Here is a 19,461-nt window from a genome sequence, read left to right as displayed (position 1 = left end):
AGGAAAAGTTATGCAGCTGTCAGAATTATTAAATATTGAAGTGATGGATCTTGATCTGATTGTTCGTAATAAATCAGAGGCTTTAAAGAGTCTTGTTAATAATTTCGATCAAGTCGGAGGAGTAACGGATCCAAAAGAATTATTTCAATCGCTACAAGCAAGAGAGCAACTCTCAACCACTGGAGTTGGTAACGGTGTGGCCATGCCGCATGCTCAATCATCAACGGTAAAAACGCCAATTATTATTTTTGCGCGTTCCCAAGCAGGCATTAATTGGCAAGCTTTAGATGAAAAAGATGTTCACTTAATTTTTATGATTTTAATGCCAAAAAACTCATCAAATGAGCATCTGAAGGCAATTGCTTCCTTGTCAAAAAAATTGATGGAAGAAGGAATGATTGATCAACTGATGTCTGTTAAGAATGCTCATGAAGTGGTTGATTTATTTTCTGAAGAAGCAGATTTAAAAGAAACTGCTCAAGCTAAAAGTGAAAAAAATATAATTTCTGAATCATCAGATACTTATATTTTAGCAGTTACCGCTTGTCCAACAGGGATAGCACACACCTTTATGGCTGAAGAAAAGTTAAAAGAAGCAGCTAAAAAAGCTGGGATCAGTATTAAAGTGGAAACAAACGGGCAAGCCGGTATCGGTAACAAACTTAATCAAGGGGATATTAAAAAGGCCGATGCAATTATCGTAGCGGCAGATAAACAGGTTGAAATGAATCGATTTGATGGCAAGCCGGTTATCATTACTAAAGTTTCAGATGGAATTAATAAGGCCGATGAATTAATAAATAGGGCCGTTCGTCTCGACGCTCCTATCTTTCACGCTAAGGGAGAAAAGGTAAATGAGATAGAAGATTCTGGTGAGAAAGAATCAATCGGTCGTCAATTCTACAAACATTTAATGAATGGCGTTTCTCATATGCTTCCATTCGTTGTGGCCGGTGGGATTTTGATTGCACTTTCTTTCTTCTGGGGTATAAATTCTGCTGACCCAAGCAGTTCAGACTATAATGTATTTGCTCAAATACTAAAAACAATTGGTGGAATGTCTTTTGCCATGATGCTACCAATTTTATCTGGATTTATCGGTCAATCAATTGCAGATCGTCCAGGACTAATAGTTGGATTAATGGGTGGGATTTTTGCTAATCCTGGTGTTTTAGCTGCTTATGCACCACAAGGCATTTTTGAAAATCTAGTACCCTCCGGTTTTCTTGGCGCTCTGATAGCGGGTTTCTTAGCAGGCGCTATTATAAGAGGACTGCAAATTGCCTTCAAGTGGATGCCTAAAACCCTTGAGGGTATGAAGGCAATCTTCATATTCCCAGTTCTGGGTATTCTAATGATAGGTCTGCTAATGCTATTTGTAGTGAATGGTCCGATGGGTGCGGTGATGACGGGATTAATGAATGCGATTGAATCAATTCCAAGAGAATGGGGCATTGTATTAGGATTTGCAGTAGCAGCTATGATGTCTATTGATATGGGAGGCCCCATTAATAAGGCTGCTTATGTTACAGGAACAGCTCTAGTCACTCAAGCTCAAGGGGCGGGTTCAGATGTTATGGCGGCAGTAATGGTTGGTGGAATGGTTCCGCCTATGGCTATTGCCTTAGCCGCTACGATTAAACCAAAAGTGTGGTCAAAACAAGAAAGATCTTCGGCCTATGTGAATTATGCCATGGGAGCTAGCTTTATTACCGAGGGAGCAATACCTTTTGCAGCGGCTGACCCTTTACGCGTTATTCCTTGTCTAGCCTTAGGTGCAGGTTTAGCCGGTGCACTTTCAATGGCTTTTGAATGTGTTAGCTTAGTTCCTCATGGAGGTGTTTTTGCGATAGCAGCAGGTGGGGTAAGCAACCCAATCATGTATATTCTATCTTGGTTAATAGGTAGTATAGTATCAGCCTTTTTACTAAACTACACCCGTCAATTAAAGAAGGGGTAATAACCCAATAGGTATATTATTAACTAAATTTTGATAAATTATATAATTATAGTTATTAGTTTATTGCTTTGTGAGAATATATAGATAGTAAAGTTTGATTAATCGCTAACCATCGCTAATCTTAGTTGAGATTATTAGAAGATGCAGCGCTTTTCAAATCAAATTCTAATCAAACTAATATGGAAATTGTTTGGAAGATTGTTTAATATTAAGGACAGGAGTGAGAAAACGATAACATTTTCTACACCCTCTTAGGAATGATTAGAAAGAATCAACCGTTCTAGTTTTGCTCTTTCTATTTCATACTAAAACAAAGTAAACTGACTTACAATCGCTGCAAGACTTAAACTTTAAAATCAAATGGCTTGACAGCGTTTTCACTAATTGGTAAAATGTAAGCAATTACAGTTTTTGAAAGTGAGGGAAGTATACTCAGAAAAACTTTATTGTTTGTCGCTTTGTACATTTTTAAGGAGGAAAATTAATGAAGAAATCGTTAAGAAAAGTAGTTGTTTCTTTTGTAACTGCTTTGACGCTCGGTTCCGCAGTAGTTCCGATGTTAGCTTCAGCGCAATCAGATGTAGTTGGGGACTTGGTTCCAGAATATAAAACGACTTATCTAACTGACCCTACTACTTTAGACTATACATTCTCAATGCGTGATATTAACACGAACCACGGAACAAACTTTATTGAAAGTTTATATGAAAATGATCGATATGGAAACTACATTCCTGCAGCTGCTGAATCCCATGAAGTTTCTGAGGATGGTTTAGTCTATACTTATAAAATCCGTCCAGGAGTTATGTGGGTAGATAACAACGGTAACGAAGTGGCTGAAACAACTGCTCATGACTTCGTAACTGGTTTAAAACACGCTGTAGAGGTTCAGTCAGAAATGTTACCAATTGTTCAATACTCAATCAAAGGCTTGAATGATTATATCAACGGTAAGATTACTGACTTTGAAGAAGTCGGAGTTAAAGCGGTTGATGATTATACCCTTGAGTATACACTTGAAAGACCAGAGCCATATTTCAACTCAAAAACAACTTATGGTATTTTATATCCAATCAATCAAGAATTTTTAGATTCTGTTGGAGAAGATTTTGGTTCATTAGACCCTGCTTCAATTCTTTATAACGGACCATTCGTTTTAGCTAACTTAACTGCAAAATCCCAAATCGAATATGTTAAGAATGAATCTTATTGGGATTTAGAAAACGTATTTATTGATTCAGTACAGTATACCTATAATGATAACTCCGACCCAGAAGTGTTCTATCGACTCTATAAGGATGGGGCAACATCAGCATTTGGTGTAAATCCTACGCTTCCAATTTATGAAGATGTACAAAAAGAATTTGGTGAGTATATCACTCAAGCTCAACGTCCAGGTTCATCATTCTTACTACAATTTAACTTAAACCGTATTAAGCATGAAGCGACCGGCAAAGAAAATGACAAGCAACATGAAGATACACATGCGGCTGTTTTAAATAAAGCTTTCCGTCAAGCTATCATGTTTGGTTTTGATAAGCATACCTATATGACTCAAGATTTTGGTGAAGAGTTTGCTGATACAGATATCCGTAACACATTAGTTGCTCCGAACTTTGCTATGGTAAATGGCGAGTCATTTGGTGAAGCTGTTGAACGCCACTTAGAAGAAATGAACCCTGAATTATATGAAGGTATTAATTTAGAAGATGGTCAGGATGCTTTCTATAACCCTGAAAAAGCTGCTAAACTTATTGAACAAGCTAAATCAGAATTAGAAGGTGTAGAGTGGCCTATTCAATTAGATTTACCAGTTCTTGAATCTATTCCAAGATCAGTGAACTTAGCTAAATCTATGAAAGCTTCTATTGAAGATTCCTTAGGTGCTGAAAATGTTATAATTAACCCTGTGTTACTCAATCAAGATACATATCTTGCTTCAACATTTAATGCTACTGTTGCTGCAGAAGTAGATTATGATATTACTAATGAATCTGGATGGATTCCTGACTACTTAGACCCATCTACTTTCTTAGATATCTATTTACCAACAAACGGTACATTCTTAGTGCCAATTGGATTTGATCCACTCCTTAAAGAAGGACAAGAAGATCCATATGCAGAAGCACGTGAAGCTTCAGGGTTGTTCGAATATGCCGAATTAGTCAATGCGGCAGCAGCAATTACTGATGATTTAGATGCTCGTTATGATGCGTATGCAAAAGCGCAAGCTTGGTTAACTGATGCAGCGATTGCCTTGCCAATCCGTGCCGGAGGATCTCAGTTACGTGTTACTAACATAGTTCCATTCTCAGTACCATATGCATTTGCCGGTACTGGATCTCAACGTTTCAAATTCATGAAAGTTCAATCTGAACCAGTATCTAAAGAACAATGGCAGGCAGCTTATGATGATTGGTCAGCAAACAAACTTGATGCATCCAGTCTTTCAAGCAGCTCTACTAAAGAAGAAAGTGACGAGTCAGCTTCTGAATCTGCAGAAGGCGAAGAGGCTGTAGAAGGTGAAGAATCTGAAGAAGAGATGATGGATGAATCAGCTGAAGAAACTGAAGAAGAAATGATGGACGAATCAGCTGAAGAAACTGAAGAAGCGGCTGAATAGTCAAAAGAAAATGTAATCTTAGATGAAAAAGGCTGAGAAATTAGCCTTTTTCATTTATTATAGGAGGATTCAAATGAAAAAATATATATTCAAACGAATTCTTCGGTCACTTTTTTCGATCTTTATGGTTACTACCTTAGTGTATTTAGCCATTTTTTCATTGGTGCCGAGAAATTCAATCTTCAAGGATGACCCTGCGATTAGTAAATTAAAATCACAACCTGACCAACTTCTAGAATATCAAAATAGTGCTTTTGACCGAATGGGCTACCTTCATTATTTAAATCAAAGAGACTTTCAAGAGGAAGTTCAGAAAGATTATCCTGAATTTACCAATGTTGAAAGTCCAGAGAATCAAGCAATTATAGAAAAGTGGAGTAAAGATAATAAAGAGTGGGAAATAGGGCAACTTCCAATTAGTGGAGGTTACTTTGCCACTGATGACATCTCTATTGGTGCCAGAGTTTTTAATTTTTATAAAAACCTAATTCAAGTCGATCATCCTTGGCGAGTTAAAGATCCAGAAAATCCAGATCTAAAACGTGGATATCAAATTACCCATGATAAGACAGTCGGTTGGGCACTAACTGGCTCAGGAACTAAATACTATTATCAAATTTATTTCAATAAAAAATTCCCATTCATTCATCAAAATATTTTCAAATTAAATTTAGGAGTTTCATACCCAACATTTGCTGGTAAGCCAGTTATAGATGTGATTACAAATAAACAAGGACGTCCTGTAACGGAAGAAATTATTATGCCAGATGGGAAATCTTTTAAATCAGCTATTAACCCCTATACACGTTATTATAAACCAACATCTGAACTCTCATTAACTGAGAAGAGAATGTTTGAAGGGTCAAATTATGCGGGCGCAGAATCTAATAATGAAGATCCGTCTATGATGATGATTTCCTTTAGGAACGGTGTAACGGCAATATTTTTAATGTATTTGATTGGAATACCAATGGCTATGTTGATGGCTCGATATAAAGGACAATGGGTTGATAAATTAGGAACAGCCTTTATCACACTTTTAATCTCAGTACCTTCAGTTGCTTTCATTTTCTTTGGTCGTTTTGTGGGGAATAAGTTCTTTGGTTTACCAGACCTATTTCCAATCTTAGGACCAGAGAATATCAAATCCTATATAATGCCAATTGTCGTTTTAGCTTTGTTGTCACTTTCTGGTACTGTAATGTGGATTCGACGTTATATGGTTGATCAACAATCATCTGACTATGTAAAATTTGCTAGATCTAAAGGTTTGAGCGAATCAGAAATCTCGCGTAAGCATATCTTTAAAAATGCGATAATCCCAATTGTTAATGGAATCCCAGGAGCAATAATCTTTTCGATTGCTGGAGCCACAATTACTGAGCAAGTATTCGCTATTCCTGGAATGGGTAAAATGCTGCCAGATGCAATTCTTTCTCACAATAACCCAATTGCTGTTGGCTTAATTTTCATATTCTCAGTATTAGGGGTCTTATCAATCTTATTAGGTGATATCGCCATGACTCTTGTGGATCCTCGTATCCGCCTAGAAGTGAAGGAGGATAAATAATGGAAGTACAACCAAAAATTAATGATGCTTCGTTTCGTTTTGTGGAAACCAATGATGTTGAAGCAGAAAAAATTGATTCGCCAAAATACTCTTATTGGCAATCGGTTTGGAGAACTTTTGGGAGAAATAAAGTAGCTATCTTCTTTCTTATTTTGATGTTGGTCATTATTTTGATGTCATTTATTCAACCAATGTTCTCTGGATATGACCCGATGAATGCAGAAAAAATAAATGATTTATCTGCACGCTATATTGAACCAAATAGTGAACATTGGTTTGGGACAGATGCAAACGGACAATCGCTTTTTGATGCTACTTGGTCTGGAGCGAAAACGTCTATTTCAATTACTGTTTTAGCAACTCTAATTACCACTGTTATCGGTGTAATTGTAGGTGCTTTCTGGGGAATGTCGCAAAAGATTGACGTTTTCATGCTTGAAGTCTACAATATATTCGGTAATATTCCTACATTATTAATCATTATGGTATTAGCTTATTCTTTAGGTAATGGATTTTGGAATTTACTTTTTGCAATGACCCTCACTTCATGGATTTTTACGGCATACTTTATTCGTGTACAAGTAATGATTATGCGAGATCGGGAATATAACCTAGCGTCTAGGACTTTAGGGACTCCAGCTAATCGTATGATATTTAAGAATATCTTACCTTACTTGACCTCCATTATAACTACAGATGTTTCCAGAATATTGCCTGGTTTTATAGCGACAGAAACTTTCCTATCCTTTATTGGGGTTGGATTGTCTGCCGACATTGTTTCGTTAGGTGGTTTAATTCAAAAATATTCCACAAATATCGCTTCTAAGCCCTACTTGTTCTGGATACCTGTGTCTGTTCTTGCCTTGATTTCAGTTTCTCTTTACATTGTGGGTCAAGCATTAGCTGATGCAACTGATCCTAAGAATCATATATAGGAGGACATTGAAATGACAGAGAAGAAAAAGATATTAGAAATTAGAGATCTGGTTGTTAAATTTGCAGTGCGTGATGCGCAGTTAACAGCTATTCGTGGTATCGATTTAGACCTTTATGAAGGTGAGGTTCTTGCTTTAGTAGGGGAATCTGGGTCAGGTAAATCTGTTCTCACGAAAACTTTTACAGGAATGCTTGAAAAAAATGGTAGTATTCCAGAAGGGAAAATAATATATAAAGGTGAAGAGCTACAAAACTTTAATTCCCCAAAACAATGGTTAAAATATCGTGGTAAAGAAATGGCAACAATTTTCCAAGATCCAATGACATCCTTAAACCCAGTCTTAACTATCGGAACACAAATAACCGAAGTGATCACCAAACATCGTGGGGCTTCACAGTCCGAAGCTAAACAAATTGCTATCGACTTGATGGAACGGGTTGGTATTCGTAATGCTGAAAAACGCTTTGACGATTATCCATTTGAATATTCAGGTGGAATGCGTCAACGTATTGTCATTGCAATTGCATTGGCATGTCGTCCTAAAGTATTGATTTGTGATGAACCAACGACTGCTTTAGATGTTACTATTCAAGCTCAAATTCTAAGATTACTAAAAGATTTACAAAAAGAATATGAATTTACAACTATCTTCATTACTCATGACTTGGGTGTAGTGGCTCAAATTGCTGACCGTGTTGCAGTAATGTATGCGGGACAAGTCATTGAAACAGGAACAGTAGAAGATATCTTCTATGACCCAAGACATCCTTACACATGGGCACTTTTATCATCATTACCACAATTATCAAATCCGGAAGAAGATCTATTCTCAATTGCAGGTACACCACCTTCTCTTTATACAAAAATTGAAGGAGATGCTTTTGCTCCACGTAGTCCTTATGCAATGCAAATTGACTATGAAGCTGAACCACCTATGTTTAAAGTTTCAGACACTCACTACGCTAAAACATGGTTACTAGATCCTCGAGCACCGGAAGCTGAAAAACCATCTGTTATTCATAACCTTCATGAAAAATTGAAGAAAGTTCATGGTGCAGATGCAGCTCTTAGAGAGGAGTTAGCAAATGGAGAAAAATAGAGAAAAATTAGTTGAAGTAAACGACCTTGAAATCACTTTTGGTGAAGGCAAAGACAAGTTCGTTGCTGTTAAAGATGCCACTTTCCATGTATTTAAAGGAGAAACCTTATCATTAGTAGGTGAGTCTGGATCTGGTAAAACAACTATTGGTCGTGCAATTAATGGTATTAATAAAACTTCAGGAGGAGAAATTCTCTTTAAAGGTAAAAGAATTAATACTAAATTATCTGAAAAAGACCGCAAGGAATTAATTGGTGACATTCAAATGGTCTTTCAAGATCCCTCTGCCTCTTTGAATGACCGTGCAACAGTAGAGTATATTATCTCAGAAGGCCTTTATAACTTTAATTTATTTAAAGATGAAGAAGATCGCTTGCAAAAAGTTGAGAATATGCTTAAAGAAGTTGGACTTTTATCTGAGCATATGTATCGTTATCCTCATGAGTTCTCAGGTGGACAACGTCAACGTATTGGGATTGCTCGAGCTCTTATTATGGAACCAGAACTTGTTATTGCAGATGAGCCGATCTCATCTTTAGATGTTTCTGTTCGGGCGCAAGTTCTTAACTTACTCCGTAAATTCCAACGTGAGAATGGCTTAACTTATATTTTTATTGCTCATGACTTATCAGTCGTACGTTATATTTCTGATAGAATAGCAGTAATTCGTAATGGTCGTATTCTTGAAGTTGCGGAAACTGAAGAATTATTCCGTAATCCAATTCATCCTTATACACAAGCTTTACTTTCTGCTGTACCTATTCCAGACCCAGAGCTTGCTCGTAAAGTTAAATTGAAAGTTTATGATCCTGAAATGCATGATTATTCAACTGATATACCAAAAGTACGTGAAGTACTCCCAGAACACTACATTTATTGTAATGAAGCTGAATTGGCTAAATATCAGGAAATGTATCATTAAGAGTTTAAGTCGAGGTTTTAATCTCGGCTTTTCTTTTATTATAAGTTAGTGTAAAATTAATATATCATTTAGAAATGAGGTAGAAAAATGTTACCACAAACAGGCGAAATGGCTACTTGGTTTTTGATCGTGATCGCAGCGATTGCTTTAATCGGTGGTATTGCAATGGTATACAAAGGCAATAAAAATAAGCGTTAAGCTTATTTTCAGACATCCTGCATCCCTTAGGTAGTTTAGGGGTGTATTTTTAAGCAGATTTCTTGAGTGAAAAGGCTTTATCTGTTAATATTTATGTATTAAGAAGGTCTTTAAAATGAATTCTTCTTAAAAAAGATTTAAGGAGTGGAAAAAATATGACCAAATTAAAAACAGTTATCGGTATGGTAGCAGGTCTTGCAGGTGCCTATGCGGTAGTTAATTATCTATACCCTGAAAAAACAGAGGAGTATCGTAAGAAATTATCAGAATCGAGTGTGGAAGCGCGCGATCAATTGGCTTCTTATAAAGAGCTTGCTCTTAAAAAGGGTCAAGAGTTATCTGATGTTGCTGCTTTAGCAAGTGAAGATGCTAAAGTATCTTTTTCAGAAACGGCAGAAGAATTAAAATTTTCTCTAACAAACTTGAAAAATCAATTATTTAGTTCAATTGAAGAAACGCAGCATTCTCTTGCTAATCAAAATGATGATTCTGATTTTAAAGAAGTCTTAGCTCATTCAGCTAATGAATTAAAAGAAGAAATCGGACAATCATTTGAAGAAATTCTTGAAAGTTTCGCCAATTTAAAACATGAGATTGAAGACACTACCGATATCGCAATTGAGTTATCAAAAGAAGTTACTGGTGAGTAATTTTATATAAATTGGCTTTATGTCAAATAGGGTTGATGCTATCCAAGGAGATTAAGCAACTAATGGTTGCTTGGTCTCCTTTTCTTTTCTTCTTGACACATATACTCTTGGTTATCGATGAATTAAAGCTTAATTATACAAAACATGCCATCAAAAAATTAGCCCTAAGAAAAGTTTTACGAATCAGGGGTAAGCTCAGCTTGAAACGTACAAAATTCTGCGGAGTCACGTCGCTATAGCTCTTACGAAGGCACTGTGGGAACAAATGCTCCCAACCACCTCAATCGTCGCTTTAGTGTAAAATGAATGGCAACTGAAAGTTAAATTAGGGAAAAATTCTGCTTATTTAAGCCCTATTATGGATTTATTTAACTCTGAAATGATCGCTTGGAATCTTAGCGATCATCCAACCTTAGATTGGGTCATCAAGCCATTGACTGACGCTATTGCTATGATTAAATTGGTCTTTAGAAGCGTTATATTTGAATTTTTACAAATAAGTTAGTATGCTAAGGATAAGGAAAGTTCTAAAAGAACGATTTGTCTAAAGCAATTATTTTATAGTATTTATCACCACTATAAAGATAAATTGTACCTTAAAGCACCTTGAGTGTTAAAACTTTAAGAAAGAGGGATTTATATGAATAATGAACGAGATAAGCACAATGTTGAGCCTACTGTTGGAGGTCAGGGTAAAGTCGTTGTAAAGGATCCTACTAAGGATACTGGCAACCACACTTATACCTCACATCATGATCACCATATAGGACATCATCATCGGATAGGAGAAAACTTATCGTGGCGTGCCGTTTTCGCTGGATTAGTGACTTTCGTCGCTTTAAGCATGTTGTTCTCTTTAATTGGGGCAGCTATCGGACTTGGAGCTACTGACTTAACCGCTGTTAATCCATTAGATGGAGTTGGAATGGGCTTAATCATTTGGACGATTGTGTCATTAATTTTAAGTTTAGCCGGCGGAGGATTTATCGCAGGATACACTGCACACCGAGCTGGTATGGTTCATGGTTTCCTGACATGGGCTACAGGCCTAATTGTAGCAGTAGTATTGGCTTCATCAGCAGTGACAGGAACTTTCAATACAATTGGTGCTATGTTTGGTGCGACAACTAGTGCTGCTGGAGATGCAATAGGAAATGTTTCAAAAGCTGCAGGTAATTTATCTGAAGAAGCATTTAATGCTGTAACAGATAACTTACAGCTTGATACATCGAACTTAGACCAAGAAGTACAAGATTTACTAGAAGACACTGAAATTGAACAGTTGCAACCAGGTTATTTACAAAATCAGTTAGATGAAACGGTAACTGATATTCAAAATGCAGCTAAAAGCGTTGTAGTTGATGGAAAACCTGTTGAGCAAGCGATGAAAGATGTTTATACAAACATTGAAGATCGTATGGCTACAATTGACGAAGGTTTAGATGAAGATGCTTTATCGAATGCTATTGCTGATAATACTGATTTAAATGATGAAGAAGCAGAAGAAGCTACAGCTCACATTATGAAATCATATGAAGAAGCTCAAGCTCAAGCGAAATATTTACTTGCTAGCGCTGAAACTGAAATGAATCGCTTAGAAAGTGGAACAAAACAAGCAATTGACGAAGGTGTCGAAACAACAAATGATGTTATGAATGAAGCTTCTAAATATTCTATCTATGCTTTCATTGGATCTGTTTTGGGATTAGTAATTTCTGCCTACGCTGGTAAGATGGGTGCAGAAAAAGAATTAGAGCAAGATCAAGTTGTTATTAAATAATTTAGCCTGTAATTTACAATATTAAACTAATAAAGAGTCTACTGATTATAGTGACCCAAGAAGTTGGACCAGAGAGATGAGTACATGTTGTATGTGCTTGTCTCTCTTATTTTATTGTTTTCTAAGCAGCTTGAAAATTAGCGAGAAACCTATCGAGAGGCCAGCATGAGGCAGCAGGGAAGCTTAAATCTACTTATGAAGATACACTTGATTCAATAAGTGAATTAAATAAAGCTCAAAACAAACTATAATTATTAATGAGTGACTTTGGAGATGAAATAGGCAAAGTACTAGCTCTGATATTCCAAGTTGTAGCTGATATCTTACAATCAATTGGAGAATAGTTTTCTAAGCTTCCTAAGCCCGCAAAAGAGTTTGCCATTGTCATGGGATTGCTGGTGACCGCCTTAGGGGTCATAGCCCCGGTGTTTATGGTGTTATTAGCCGTAGCAACTGCGGCTCAACTATCGATTTTTGGCTTTATCAAAGCCTCGTTAGCTACTATAGCTCCGATTGCTCTAACAATAGTTGCAATAGTAGGTTTTGTTTTAGTAATCAAGCAGCTCTGGGAAACTAGTGACCAATTCAGAGAGGCTGTTATAAACACTTGGGTTGCTATAAAAGAGTTTTTACAACCAATCATCCAATCTATCAGCGATTTTGTAATGAAAATATGGAGTTCAATGACAAGTTGGTGGAATGAAAACAACGAACTAATTAAACAAACGATTAATACTGTTTGGGGCTGGATAAAGACTTTTATCTCAATAATATTGGATCAAGTTTTTGCTAAGGTCAGCTTAGTTTGGGATTGATTCAAGGGGTCACTCAAACGGTATGGCCTATCATTCAAGAAACAATCAAAATAGCAATGGACTTTATTCTAGGAATCATTAAGGCAGTTATGCAATTAATCAACGGTGATTGGTGTGGTGCATGGGAGACGGTAAAACAAACGGTGTTTCAAGCGTGGGAACGCATTAAATCCGGCACACAGCAAACAATCGATTCGGTAAAAACTTTATGATAAATGGATTGACTAGCGCAAAGAATAAAGCTGTGGAAATATTTAACAGTATCAAGCAAGCGATTACAGATAAAATTAATTCTGCAAAAGATGCGGTAGGGAATGCAACTGAAAAAAATAAAGGCTTCTTCAACTTCAGTTGGTCGTTACCCGAGATTAAATTACCACGACTCCCTAGATTGAGTATTACCGGTCGATTTAGTTTAACTCCACTACAAGTTCCAAGAATCTCTTAGCATGCGGACGGAGGAATTATGATGAATCATACAGTGTTTGGTATTAATGGCAAAAATATTCAAGTTGGTGGTGAAGCAGGTCCAGAGGCTATCCTACCATTAAGTTCTAAAGTATTAGGAGAGATTGGTGCAGGGATTGTTAAAGCAACTAATGTGACTAATAGCGAGAGTGGAGATACTTATATAACTGTCAATGCTGAAGTTGCTAATGACTATGATGTTGATCGTATGATAGATATCATTGAAGAAAGGTTAGGAGAAAAGGAAACTAGAACAAACGGAGAGCTAGGTTTCACATAATAAATTATCCCCTTTGGTTAATACTGGAGGGAATCAAAATATCAATTCTAAGGTCAATTCAGGATTAATTATGAGTGAGGGTAGGCTAAATCAATGGAAAATTAGTTAGATAACATTTTCAAAACTTATAAATAAAGGAAAAATAATGCTTTTTTTATCTTAATATGATAAACTTAATCATGCTTAAAGGGAGGAGGAAAAATATGACAATTCAGGGTCTGGAATTATTGCCACCTAAAGTGTCTATAGAAGAAGAATTATCGTTATACAAAAAAATTGCTATTATCAAGAGTACGATAGGTAAGTTAAATTCAGAATTGAATCACTCTCCTGTCGATGATAACCTTCTTCAAATTCTTTCATTAAAGGAGTCGGTTCAATCAACTAGAATTGAAGGTACTCAAGTAACTTTTGCGGATATGATTGATCAAGCAAATTCAAAAAAGAAGTCTAAAGAAATTACAGAGGTACTTAATTATAAAAAAGCACTAACAGTTGGTATCGAAATGATCAATCAGGGAAATCCAATCAGTTCTAGGATGATAAAAAGTTTGCACAAAGAACTTATGTCCAATGAAGCGAGAGGAACGTCTGCTTCTGCTGGTGAATTTAGAAAAATTCAGAATCACATCGGTCCAGATAATAAAATCGAAAACGCAGTTTATATTCCAATTCCTGCTCAAAAAATCGGAGAATATATGACCAATTTGGAATATTATATTAATTCAGTAAAGCATTTTAGTTTTGAAAAAGAAAAGCTTGATGATTTTAATTATTTGGATGAAAATACCGATCCATTGATTAAGGCTGCAATTATTCATGCGCAATTCGAATCGATACATCCTTTTTTAGATGGAAATGGGAGATTAGGAAGAATACTAATTATTTTGACTTGCATGCAAGATAAACTAATTGATAAGCCAGTCTTCTTCATTAGTGAGGAATTGGAAAAAGAAAGGCTGAGATACTATAATCGCTTGAATGGGGTTCGTGGAAAAAATCCAAATTGGTTTGAATGGATAGACTTTTTCCTTTCAGCCTCAAAAAGAATGGCCGATTCCTTATCAGTAAAAGTAGAGAATATAAACAATTTAGCAAGATCAGGAATTAATATTATAAATGAGAACAATTATTACATTAATCAAATATGGCTATATACCTTTAGGAATCCATTTTGTAACGTAAAGGATGTTGCTAGAGCTTTAGGCATAACGGACGCAACAGCTAGAAAGTATCTAAAGAAATTATCTGATTTGAAGTTAATAGAGGAAGATAATTCAAAGAAGAGAAACAAACTTTATATTAATTATGACCTAATTAATATTATAAGTTAGTTTTTATATTCATAGCGTAAAATTTCTTGTGTAAGCTCCGAGACTCCCTAGAAAAAGAGACCTCACTTATGTAAGATTGTAATCACCACAAAACAATCACAAATAGGAGGTCCCTTATGGAAGACTTTAACACAAAATGATTCACAGCACTAGCACAAGGAGAATCTATTCATGAACTGTTTCGTCAGTCCTTAGAAGATGCCATTAATCTACTGCTTGAAAGCGAAAGAACAGTTTTTCTTAATTATGAGAAGTGGAAAGTGAAAGGTTATAATACCGGTGATTCAAGGAATGGTTATTATTCTAGAACACTCTCGACTGAATACGGTACGCTTCACCTCAAAATACCACGAGGTCGGTTAGGGCTGTTTGATATTAAAACACTTGAAAGCCTTCAAGAAGCGCCTGCTCATTTAGAAGAGATGATTATTTTAATGTATCAAAAAGGTGTGACAACACGCGATATCTCAGAACTTATTGAAAAAATGTAGGGTCATTGTTATTCACCAACGACCCTCTCTAACCTTTCAAAAACATTTGGAGAAGAATTAGCCGCTTACCGACAACGTCCGATTAAACAAGACGATGTATGTTTATACTGTGAGGCTACTTTTGTCCCTGTAAGGCGTGGAAAAGTCTCTAAGGAAGCCGTCCATACTATTATCGGAATGGATGCTCAAGGCTATAAGGAAATACTCGATTTTCAAGTCTATCCTACAGAGTCAGCTCTTCATTACCGTGAAATGCTTCAAGACTTAAAACAAAGAGGGCTAGAAAATGTTTTACTTTTTGTCTCAGACGAATTGACCGGGTTAGCGGGGGCCCTGACTAATGAGTTTCCGATGGATCTTGTTGGACACACTTACTGAGACATGTCTCCATAAAAGTCCGTTTGAAGGATCGTCAAGAAGTGTTAGCGTCACTAAAAAAAGTTCCTAAAGCCAGTAGTATCGTAGAAGCCACTCGACTACTCAATGAATTCATCCAGACCTGGGGAGCGACTTATCCAAAGTTGGCTGAACAATTGAGACTAAAAAAGAATCTTTTTTCATTTATGCATTTTCCCAAGGAGATATGGGCATCCCTTTATACCAACAAACTATCAGAGGCCTTCAATAAACAAATAAAGCGGATCACAACAATAAAAGAACAGTTTCCCCATGAAGCCACTTAGGGAAAAACAGTCTATTGTTATATTAGCGAGTATAACGCAAAGTTTGGACATCGGAAACATAAAGACTTTGGTAAAGCAACCTTTGAACTTCAATCTCTTTTGGATCAAAAACGACCAGTTAACGAGACGAAATTAAGAGAAGGCATCACAAAGCCCCAAGTATCTTAATGGAGTAAACTAGCACCCTTCGGTTGCTTCCCTCGCATTTTAGAGGACCTATCAATCCTACAGATCTAAGCGAATCCACATGGTATTCGAAAGATCATCTAAAATGCGAGGTTAGGATCGGAAATAACAGAAGTATTGATCTAATAATTACAATCTTGAAATGTAGGTTACACAATTTATCTGACACTACCCAAGCAACAAGTTAGACTACGAATAAAATCTAAATGTTATAATGATGAAATTATCAATAAAATTAAAAAGTCTAGTATTGTTCAAAATTTTTGGGGTTTAACTTTTGAAAAAGAAATTGGTAGATATATGATGGGTATAAGGATTGAAGTTTTTGAAGCTATTAGTTTTTTAGATTCAAAAAGGATAGTAAAATTTTTAACATCGAATAAAGAATTAATATTTGATGATGGAGAAATGAATAATGCAATTAAAAAAATTATTACTTATTAATACATTTTATTTACTAAATGTATTTTACACTAAAATTCATCAAGCATTGGAAATTTTCACCCCTTATAGTAATGAAAAATAAAATAGACCGCTAAAAAAGGAATAGTTTGATTCAATAGAAAAACTAAGTAAATATAACTCAAATATTTTTAAAGAAATTAAATTTAGTATTAAAGAAGAAAACTATGTGAAAAAATTTGGACAACCCAATATTTTAGATTTGATTCATTTAAGTAATATTCGCTTAGTTGGCAATGATATTTTACTAGAAAGAGAGGTTTATCAATATATAGGATATTACTTAAAAAAAAGAAGGGAGTTTAATAAATAATGATAGAAAGATTTATTGATCAAAGAGGGAGAATAATTGTTATTCCCAAAAAACAAAAAAATAAAATTATTATCTTTGACTATATTTTTGAATTAATCAAAAAAAAAGGTGATGAATTTTCTGAGAGTGAACTAAATAATATTATACAGGTATACTATGATGATTATGCGACAATGAGAAGATATTTAGTAGATTATGGTTATTTAAATAGAGATATATACGGGAGTATATATTGTATAAATTCGGAGATAAATCATGAAAGCTAAAATTCATTATTATTATTATTTGAATTTTTGTCTGTCTCATTAGTTTCATTTTTTAACCCAATATTGTATATTTATTTATTTAAAAACTTTTCATTAAGTGATGTAGGTTTATATCTAGCTCTATTTTGGCTATCGTCTTTTCTTACAGAGATACCATGTGGAGCTATAACAGATGTTATAGGAGAGAGAAAATCAATTTTTTTAAGTGGTCTATTTAGAATTTTAGGGATTTTAATGATATTAAGTAGTTCATATACACTTCTCCTGTTTTCAGCTTTTTTATCTGGAATTAGTGAGTCTTTTTATTCTGGAACATTATCCAGTTGGCTAATCAAAGATTTAAATTTATCACAGGATAGAGATATCTTAGAACACATATTTTCTAAGGCGTCTATTATAGGATTATTGGCTGCATTGGTCATTGGAACTTTGAGTGCGGATGTATTGTATAAATATAATACAGATTTGCCATTTTATTTCAGCATATTATTTAGTATTATTTTAATTGTTTCAGTTATTAAATCTCCAATTAAAGATTTTAAAAATAAAAAAATATCTTTTAAAAATACTTTTAAATATTCATATGGTGAAATAAAAACAATATTTAAACAAATTATGACATCTAAAAAGAGTATTGTATTTATATTATTTTTACTTCTCCCTAAAGTGATAGATATAGGACCATCAAATTAGTGGCAGGCAATATTTTATACTAATAATATAGAAAATATTATTAGTATTATGTGGATAATAATCTCATTAAGTGGGCTTGTAGGGAGTTTAATATCTCATAGGATATTATATAAAAAAATATTTCTTATGTGATAACTTCGTTAACAATAATAGATATTATATTCTTATCCTTATTTGTTCTCTCAAAAAATATATGGATGGGAATTATTATTTTTTCAATTCACGTAATGCTTAATACTATAACTGAAATTAAAAGTAATGTCGCTCTTCATTCAGATTTTGTGCAAGATGATAATCTACGAAATACAACAATCTCATCTTTTTATAATATTGAATCAATATCTATTTCAATAATATTAGTTTTAAATGGGTTTATTTCTGATCAGTTTGGAATACTGAGAACATGGAATATTACCAATATTGATGTTCTTTTTATTCTTATTATAATTATTTTTAAATATAAAAAAAGAAAGAGTTTTTTAAATGGCGATTAAAAAAACCTATGAACATTCTGTTATAGAAGAGCATCAGTCCATGCTGTATTTAAATAGTATAAATATACAAGATAATATCAAGGCGCACAAAATTCATAATGAAATAGATTTTATTGATAGTCTCCCAAATATAGAATCATTAGATATTAGTAAATATAAAAAATCTGTATTAAATTGCCAAGTTAACACCCTCTTAATAAGAAATAAATTTGACTACTTATCTTGGAGAAAAAATAAAGATTTTTCTGAGATTAGTTTAATTCCAATAAAAATGCAAATGCATAACTTTTCCAAGGCTAAGATTAGTAGTGAATTTTTTAAAAAATTATGTAATAGTACAACTGAAGTTTTGTTAAAAGATATATTATTTTATATATCTGACACATTGTCTTTAAATGTTATATATTTAAAAGGTATGATAGATGGATATAAATGTGTATTTTTACCTTTAAAAAATATTAATTATATTATTATAGGAGACAAAGTAGGCCCGTTTCATTTTTATTATTTATTACATGAAGTTAGTCATGTAATTGTAAATTTTTTATTAATCAAAATGAATTTAATTTTTTCTATAGAGGAGGAAGAATATTGGGCTCATTTTTTTGAAAGTGCATTTATTAATTCCTATTTTAACAGTGAAAAAGAAAATTATATCGGATTTACACAGGCTCTATTAGAAGAAAATAAAGCAATAACAGAGTTTCAAATTGAACTTTTTAAATATCCATTAAAATATAGCTCCTTAGAAGATAAAAAAATTATATAAGGATAAATTATTTAAATATAATCTAGTTTCAAGTGAAAAATATATTAATTATGATTTTATGTTTGATTTTTTATCTAATCCTTTTTATTCAGCCTCTTATATTAATGCACAAATAAATGCACTAGATAATATTAATAAAAAAGATATAGTAACTGTTTTGGAAACATTTATCGAAACATACAAATTTTGTTAGGAGCCTCTTATAATTAATTAAATATAATTCATTATTCACTTAAAAATTGATATGTCAAAATTTTTTAGTCACTTTTTTAAAGGCTCTTTGTCCAATAGGGTTGATGCTATCCAAGGAGATTAAGCAATTAACGGTTGCTTAGTCTCCTTTTCTTTTCTTCCTGACACATATAATCTTGATGTTAAAAGTATTCTATTTTTGAAATGAGAGTCGTTTTTACAGCCATAAGCATGGCGTTTAAGCACTTTAATCGTGTTATTAATCCCTTCAATAGG

20 protein-coding genes and 1 pseudogene are annotated in these 19,461 nt (G+C 34.1%); 20 read left to right on the top strand and 1 reads right to left on the bottom strand.

Features of this window, described 5'->3' with window-relative positions; translation table 11 throughout:
- Positions 1–10: 10 nt before the first annotated feature.
- The 20 genes and pseudogenes from ACQV2T_RS07400 (at position 11) to ACQV2T_RS07305 (ending at position 18,993) form a co-directional block, all read left to right on the top strand.
- Positions 11–1,960: a PTS fructose transporter subunit IIABC gene (locus ACQV2T_RS07400; protein WP_428893459.1), complete on the top strand. Its 1,950-nt coding sequence runs from the start codon at positions 11–13 to the stop codon at positions 1,958–1,960.
- 484 nt (positions 1,961–2,444) lie between these two features.
- On the top strand, positions 2,445–4,583 hold the full coding sequence (locus tag ACQV2T_RS07395) for a peptide ABC transporter substrate-binding protein (RefSeq protein ID WP_428874442.1): 2,139 nt from the start codon (positions 2,445–2,447) through the stop codon (positions 4,581–4,583).
- 73 nt (positions 4,584–4,656) lie between these two features.
- On the top strand, positions 4,657–6,153 hold the full coding sequence (locus ACQV2T_RS07390) for an ABC transporter permease (protein WP_428874441.1): 1,497 nt from the start codon (positions 4,657–4,659) through the stop codon (positions 6,151–6,153).
- Positions 6,153–7,088, top strand: coding sequence for an oligopeptide ABC transporter permease OppC (oppC, locus tag ACQV2T_RS07385; RefSeq protein ID WP_428874440.1), 936 nt, complete (start codon positions 6,153–6,155; stop codon positions 7,086–7,088). The genes ACQV2T_RS07390 and oppC overlap by 1 nt, the downstream gene beginning before the upstream one ends.
- Before the next feature lie 12 nt (positions 7,089–7,100).
- Positions 7,101–8,189 carry an ABC transporter ATP-binding protein gene (locus ACQV2T_RS07380; RefSeq protein ID WP_428874439.1) on the top strand — a complete coding sequence of 363 codons (1,089 nt, stop codon included), beginning with the start codon at positions 7,101–7,103 and terminating at the stop codon, positions 8,187–8,189.
- A complete protein-coding gene (locus tag ACQV2T_RS07375) occupies positions 8,176–9,111 on the top strand; it encodes an ATP-binding cassette domain-containing protein (RefSeq protein ID WP_428874438.1) in 936 nt (311 codons plus the stop codon). Before ACQV2T_RS07380 ends, ACQV2T_RS07375 begins: the two co-directional genes overlap by 14 nt.
- Before the next feature lie 87 nt (positions 9,112–9,198).
- Positions 9,199–9,309, top strand: a complete 111-nt coding sequence (locus ACQV2T_RS07370; protein WP_428874437.1) for an LPXTG cell wall anchor domain-containing protein — start codon at positions 9,199–9,201, stop codon at positions 9,307–9,309.
- A gap of 155 nt (positions 9,310–9,464) precedes the next feature.
- Complete coding sequence (locus ACQV2T_RS07365) at positions 9,465–9,959, top strand: hypothetical protein (RefSeq protein ID WP_428874436.1); 495 nt, start codon at positions 9,465–9,467, stop codon at positions 9,957–9,959.
- Between the two features lie 640 nt (positions 9,960–10,599).
- Positions 10,600–11,739: a hypothetical protein gene (locus ACQV2T_RS07360; protein WP_428874959.1), complete on the top strand. Its 1,140-nt coding sequence runs from the start codon at positions 10,600–10,602 to the stop codon at positions 11,737–11,739.
- 431 nt (positions 11,740–12,170) lie between these two features.
- Positions 12,171–12,554 (top strand): phage tail protein, encoded by a 384-nt coding sequence (locus ACQV2T_RS07355; RefSeq protein WP_428893458.1) that lies wholly within the window; start codon positions 12,171–12,173, stop codon positions 12,552–12,554.
- Positions 12,545–12,766: a hypothetical protein gene (locus tag ACQV2T_RS07350; protein WP_428893457.1), complete on the top strand. Its 222-nt coding sequence runs from the start codon at positions 12,545–12,547 to the stop codon at positions 12,764–12,766. The genes ACQV2T_RS07355 and ACQV2T_RS07350 overlap by 10 nt, the downstream gene beginning before the upstream one ends.
- Before the next feature lie 8 nt (positions 12,767–12,774).
- Positions 12,775–13,002: a hypothetical protein gene (locus tag ACQV2T_RS07345; RefSeq protein WP_428892080.1), complete on the top strand. Its 228-nt coding sequence runs from the start codon at positions 12,775–12,777 to the stop codon at positions 13,000–13,002.
- Between the two features lie 18 nt (positions 13,003–13,020).
- Positions 13,021–13,302 (top strand): hypothetical protein, encoded by a 282-nt coding sequence (locus ACQV2T_RS07340; protein ID WP_428874431.1) that lies wholly within the window; start codon positions 13,021–13,023, stop codon positions 13,300–13,302.
- A gap of 203 nt (positions 13,303–13,505) precedes the next feature.
- The gene (locus ACQV2T_RS07335) at positions 13,506–14,636 is read left to right on the top strand and encodes a Fic family protein (RefSeq protein ID WP_428885307.1); all 1,131 of its coding nucleotides are present in this window, start codon (positions 13,506–13,508) and stop codon (positions 14,634–14,636) included.
- 167 nt (positions 14,637–14,803) lie between these two features.
- Positions 14,804–15,505, top strand: a pseudogene (locus ACQV2T_RS07330) (IS256 family transposase).
- A gap of 23 nt (positions 15,506–15,528) precedes the next feature.
- Positions 15,529–15,810 (top strand): transposase, encoded by a 282-nt coding sequence (locus ACQV2T_RS07325; protein ID WP_428893456.1) that lies wholly within the window; start codon positions 15,529–15,531, stop codon positions 15,808–15,810.
- A gap of 817 nt (positions 15,811–16,627) precedes the next feature.
- Entirely contained in the window at positions 16,628–16,771 is a 144-nt protein-coding gene (locus ACQV2T_RS07320) for a hypothetical protein (RefSeq protein WP_428876628.1), read from the top strand.
- Positions 16,771–17,037: a DUF2087 domain-containing protein gene (locus ACQV2T_RS07315; RefSeq protein WP_428874427.1), complete on the top strand. Its 267-nt coding sequence runs from the start codon at positions 16,771–16,773 to the stop codon at positions 17,035–17,037. The genes ACQV2T_RS07320 and ACQV2T_RS07315 overlap by 1 nt, the downstream gene beginning before the upstream one ends.
- 27 nt (positions 17,038–17,064) lie before the next feature.
- On the top strand, positions 17,065–17,730 hold the full coding sequence (locus ACQV2T_RS07310) for an MFS transporter (RefSeq protein ID WP_428885398.1): 666 nt from the start codon (positions 17,065–17,067) through the stop codon (positions 17,728–17,730).
- Between the two features lie 483 nt (positions 17,731–18,213).
- Complete coding sequence (locus tag ACQV2T_RS07305) at positions 18,214–18,993, top strand: hypothetical protein (RefSeq protein WP_428885399.1); 780 nt, start codon at positions 18,214–18,216, stop codon at positions 18,991–18,993.
- Between the two features lie 312 nt (positions 18,994–19,305).
- On the opposite strand, the gene ACQV2T_RS07300 is transcribed toward ACQV2T_RS07305, so the two are convergent.
- Positions 19,306–19,461 (bottom strand): transposase (locus ACQV2T_RS07300; protein WP_428893464.1); only part of this gene is annotated, 156 nt, incomplete at its 5' end.

Source organism: Facklamia sp. P13069 (genome assembly GCF_050409405.1).
Taxonomy (GTDB): Bacteria; Bacillota; Bacilli; order Lactobacillales; family Aerococcaceae; genus Facklamia.
Note: the sequence above shows the minus strand (reverse complement) of the source record. Positions and strands in the feature narration are given on the sequence as shown.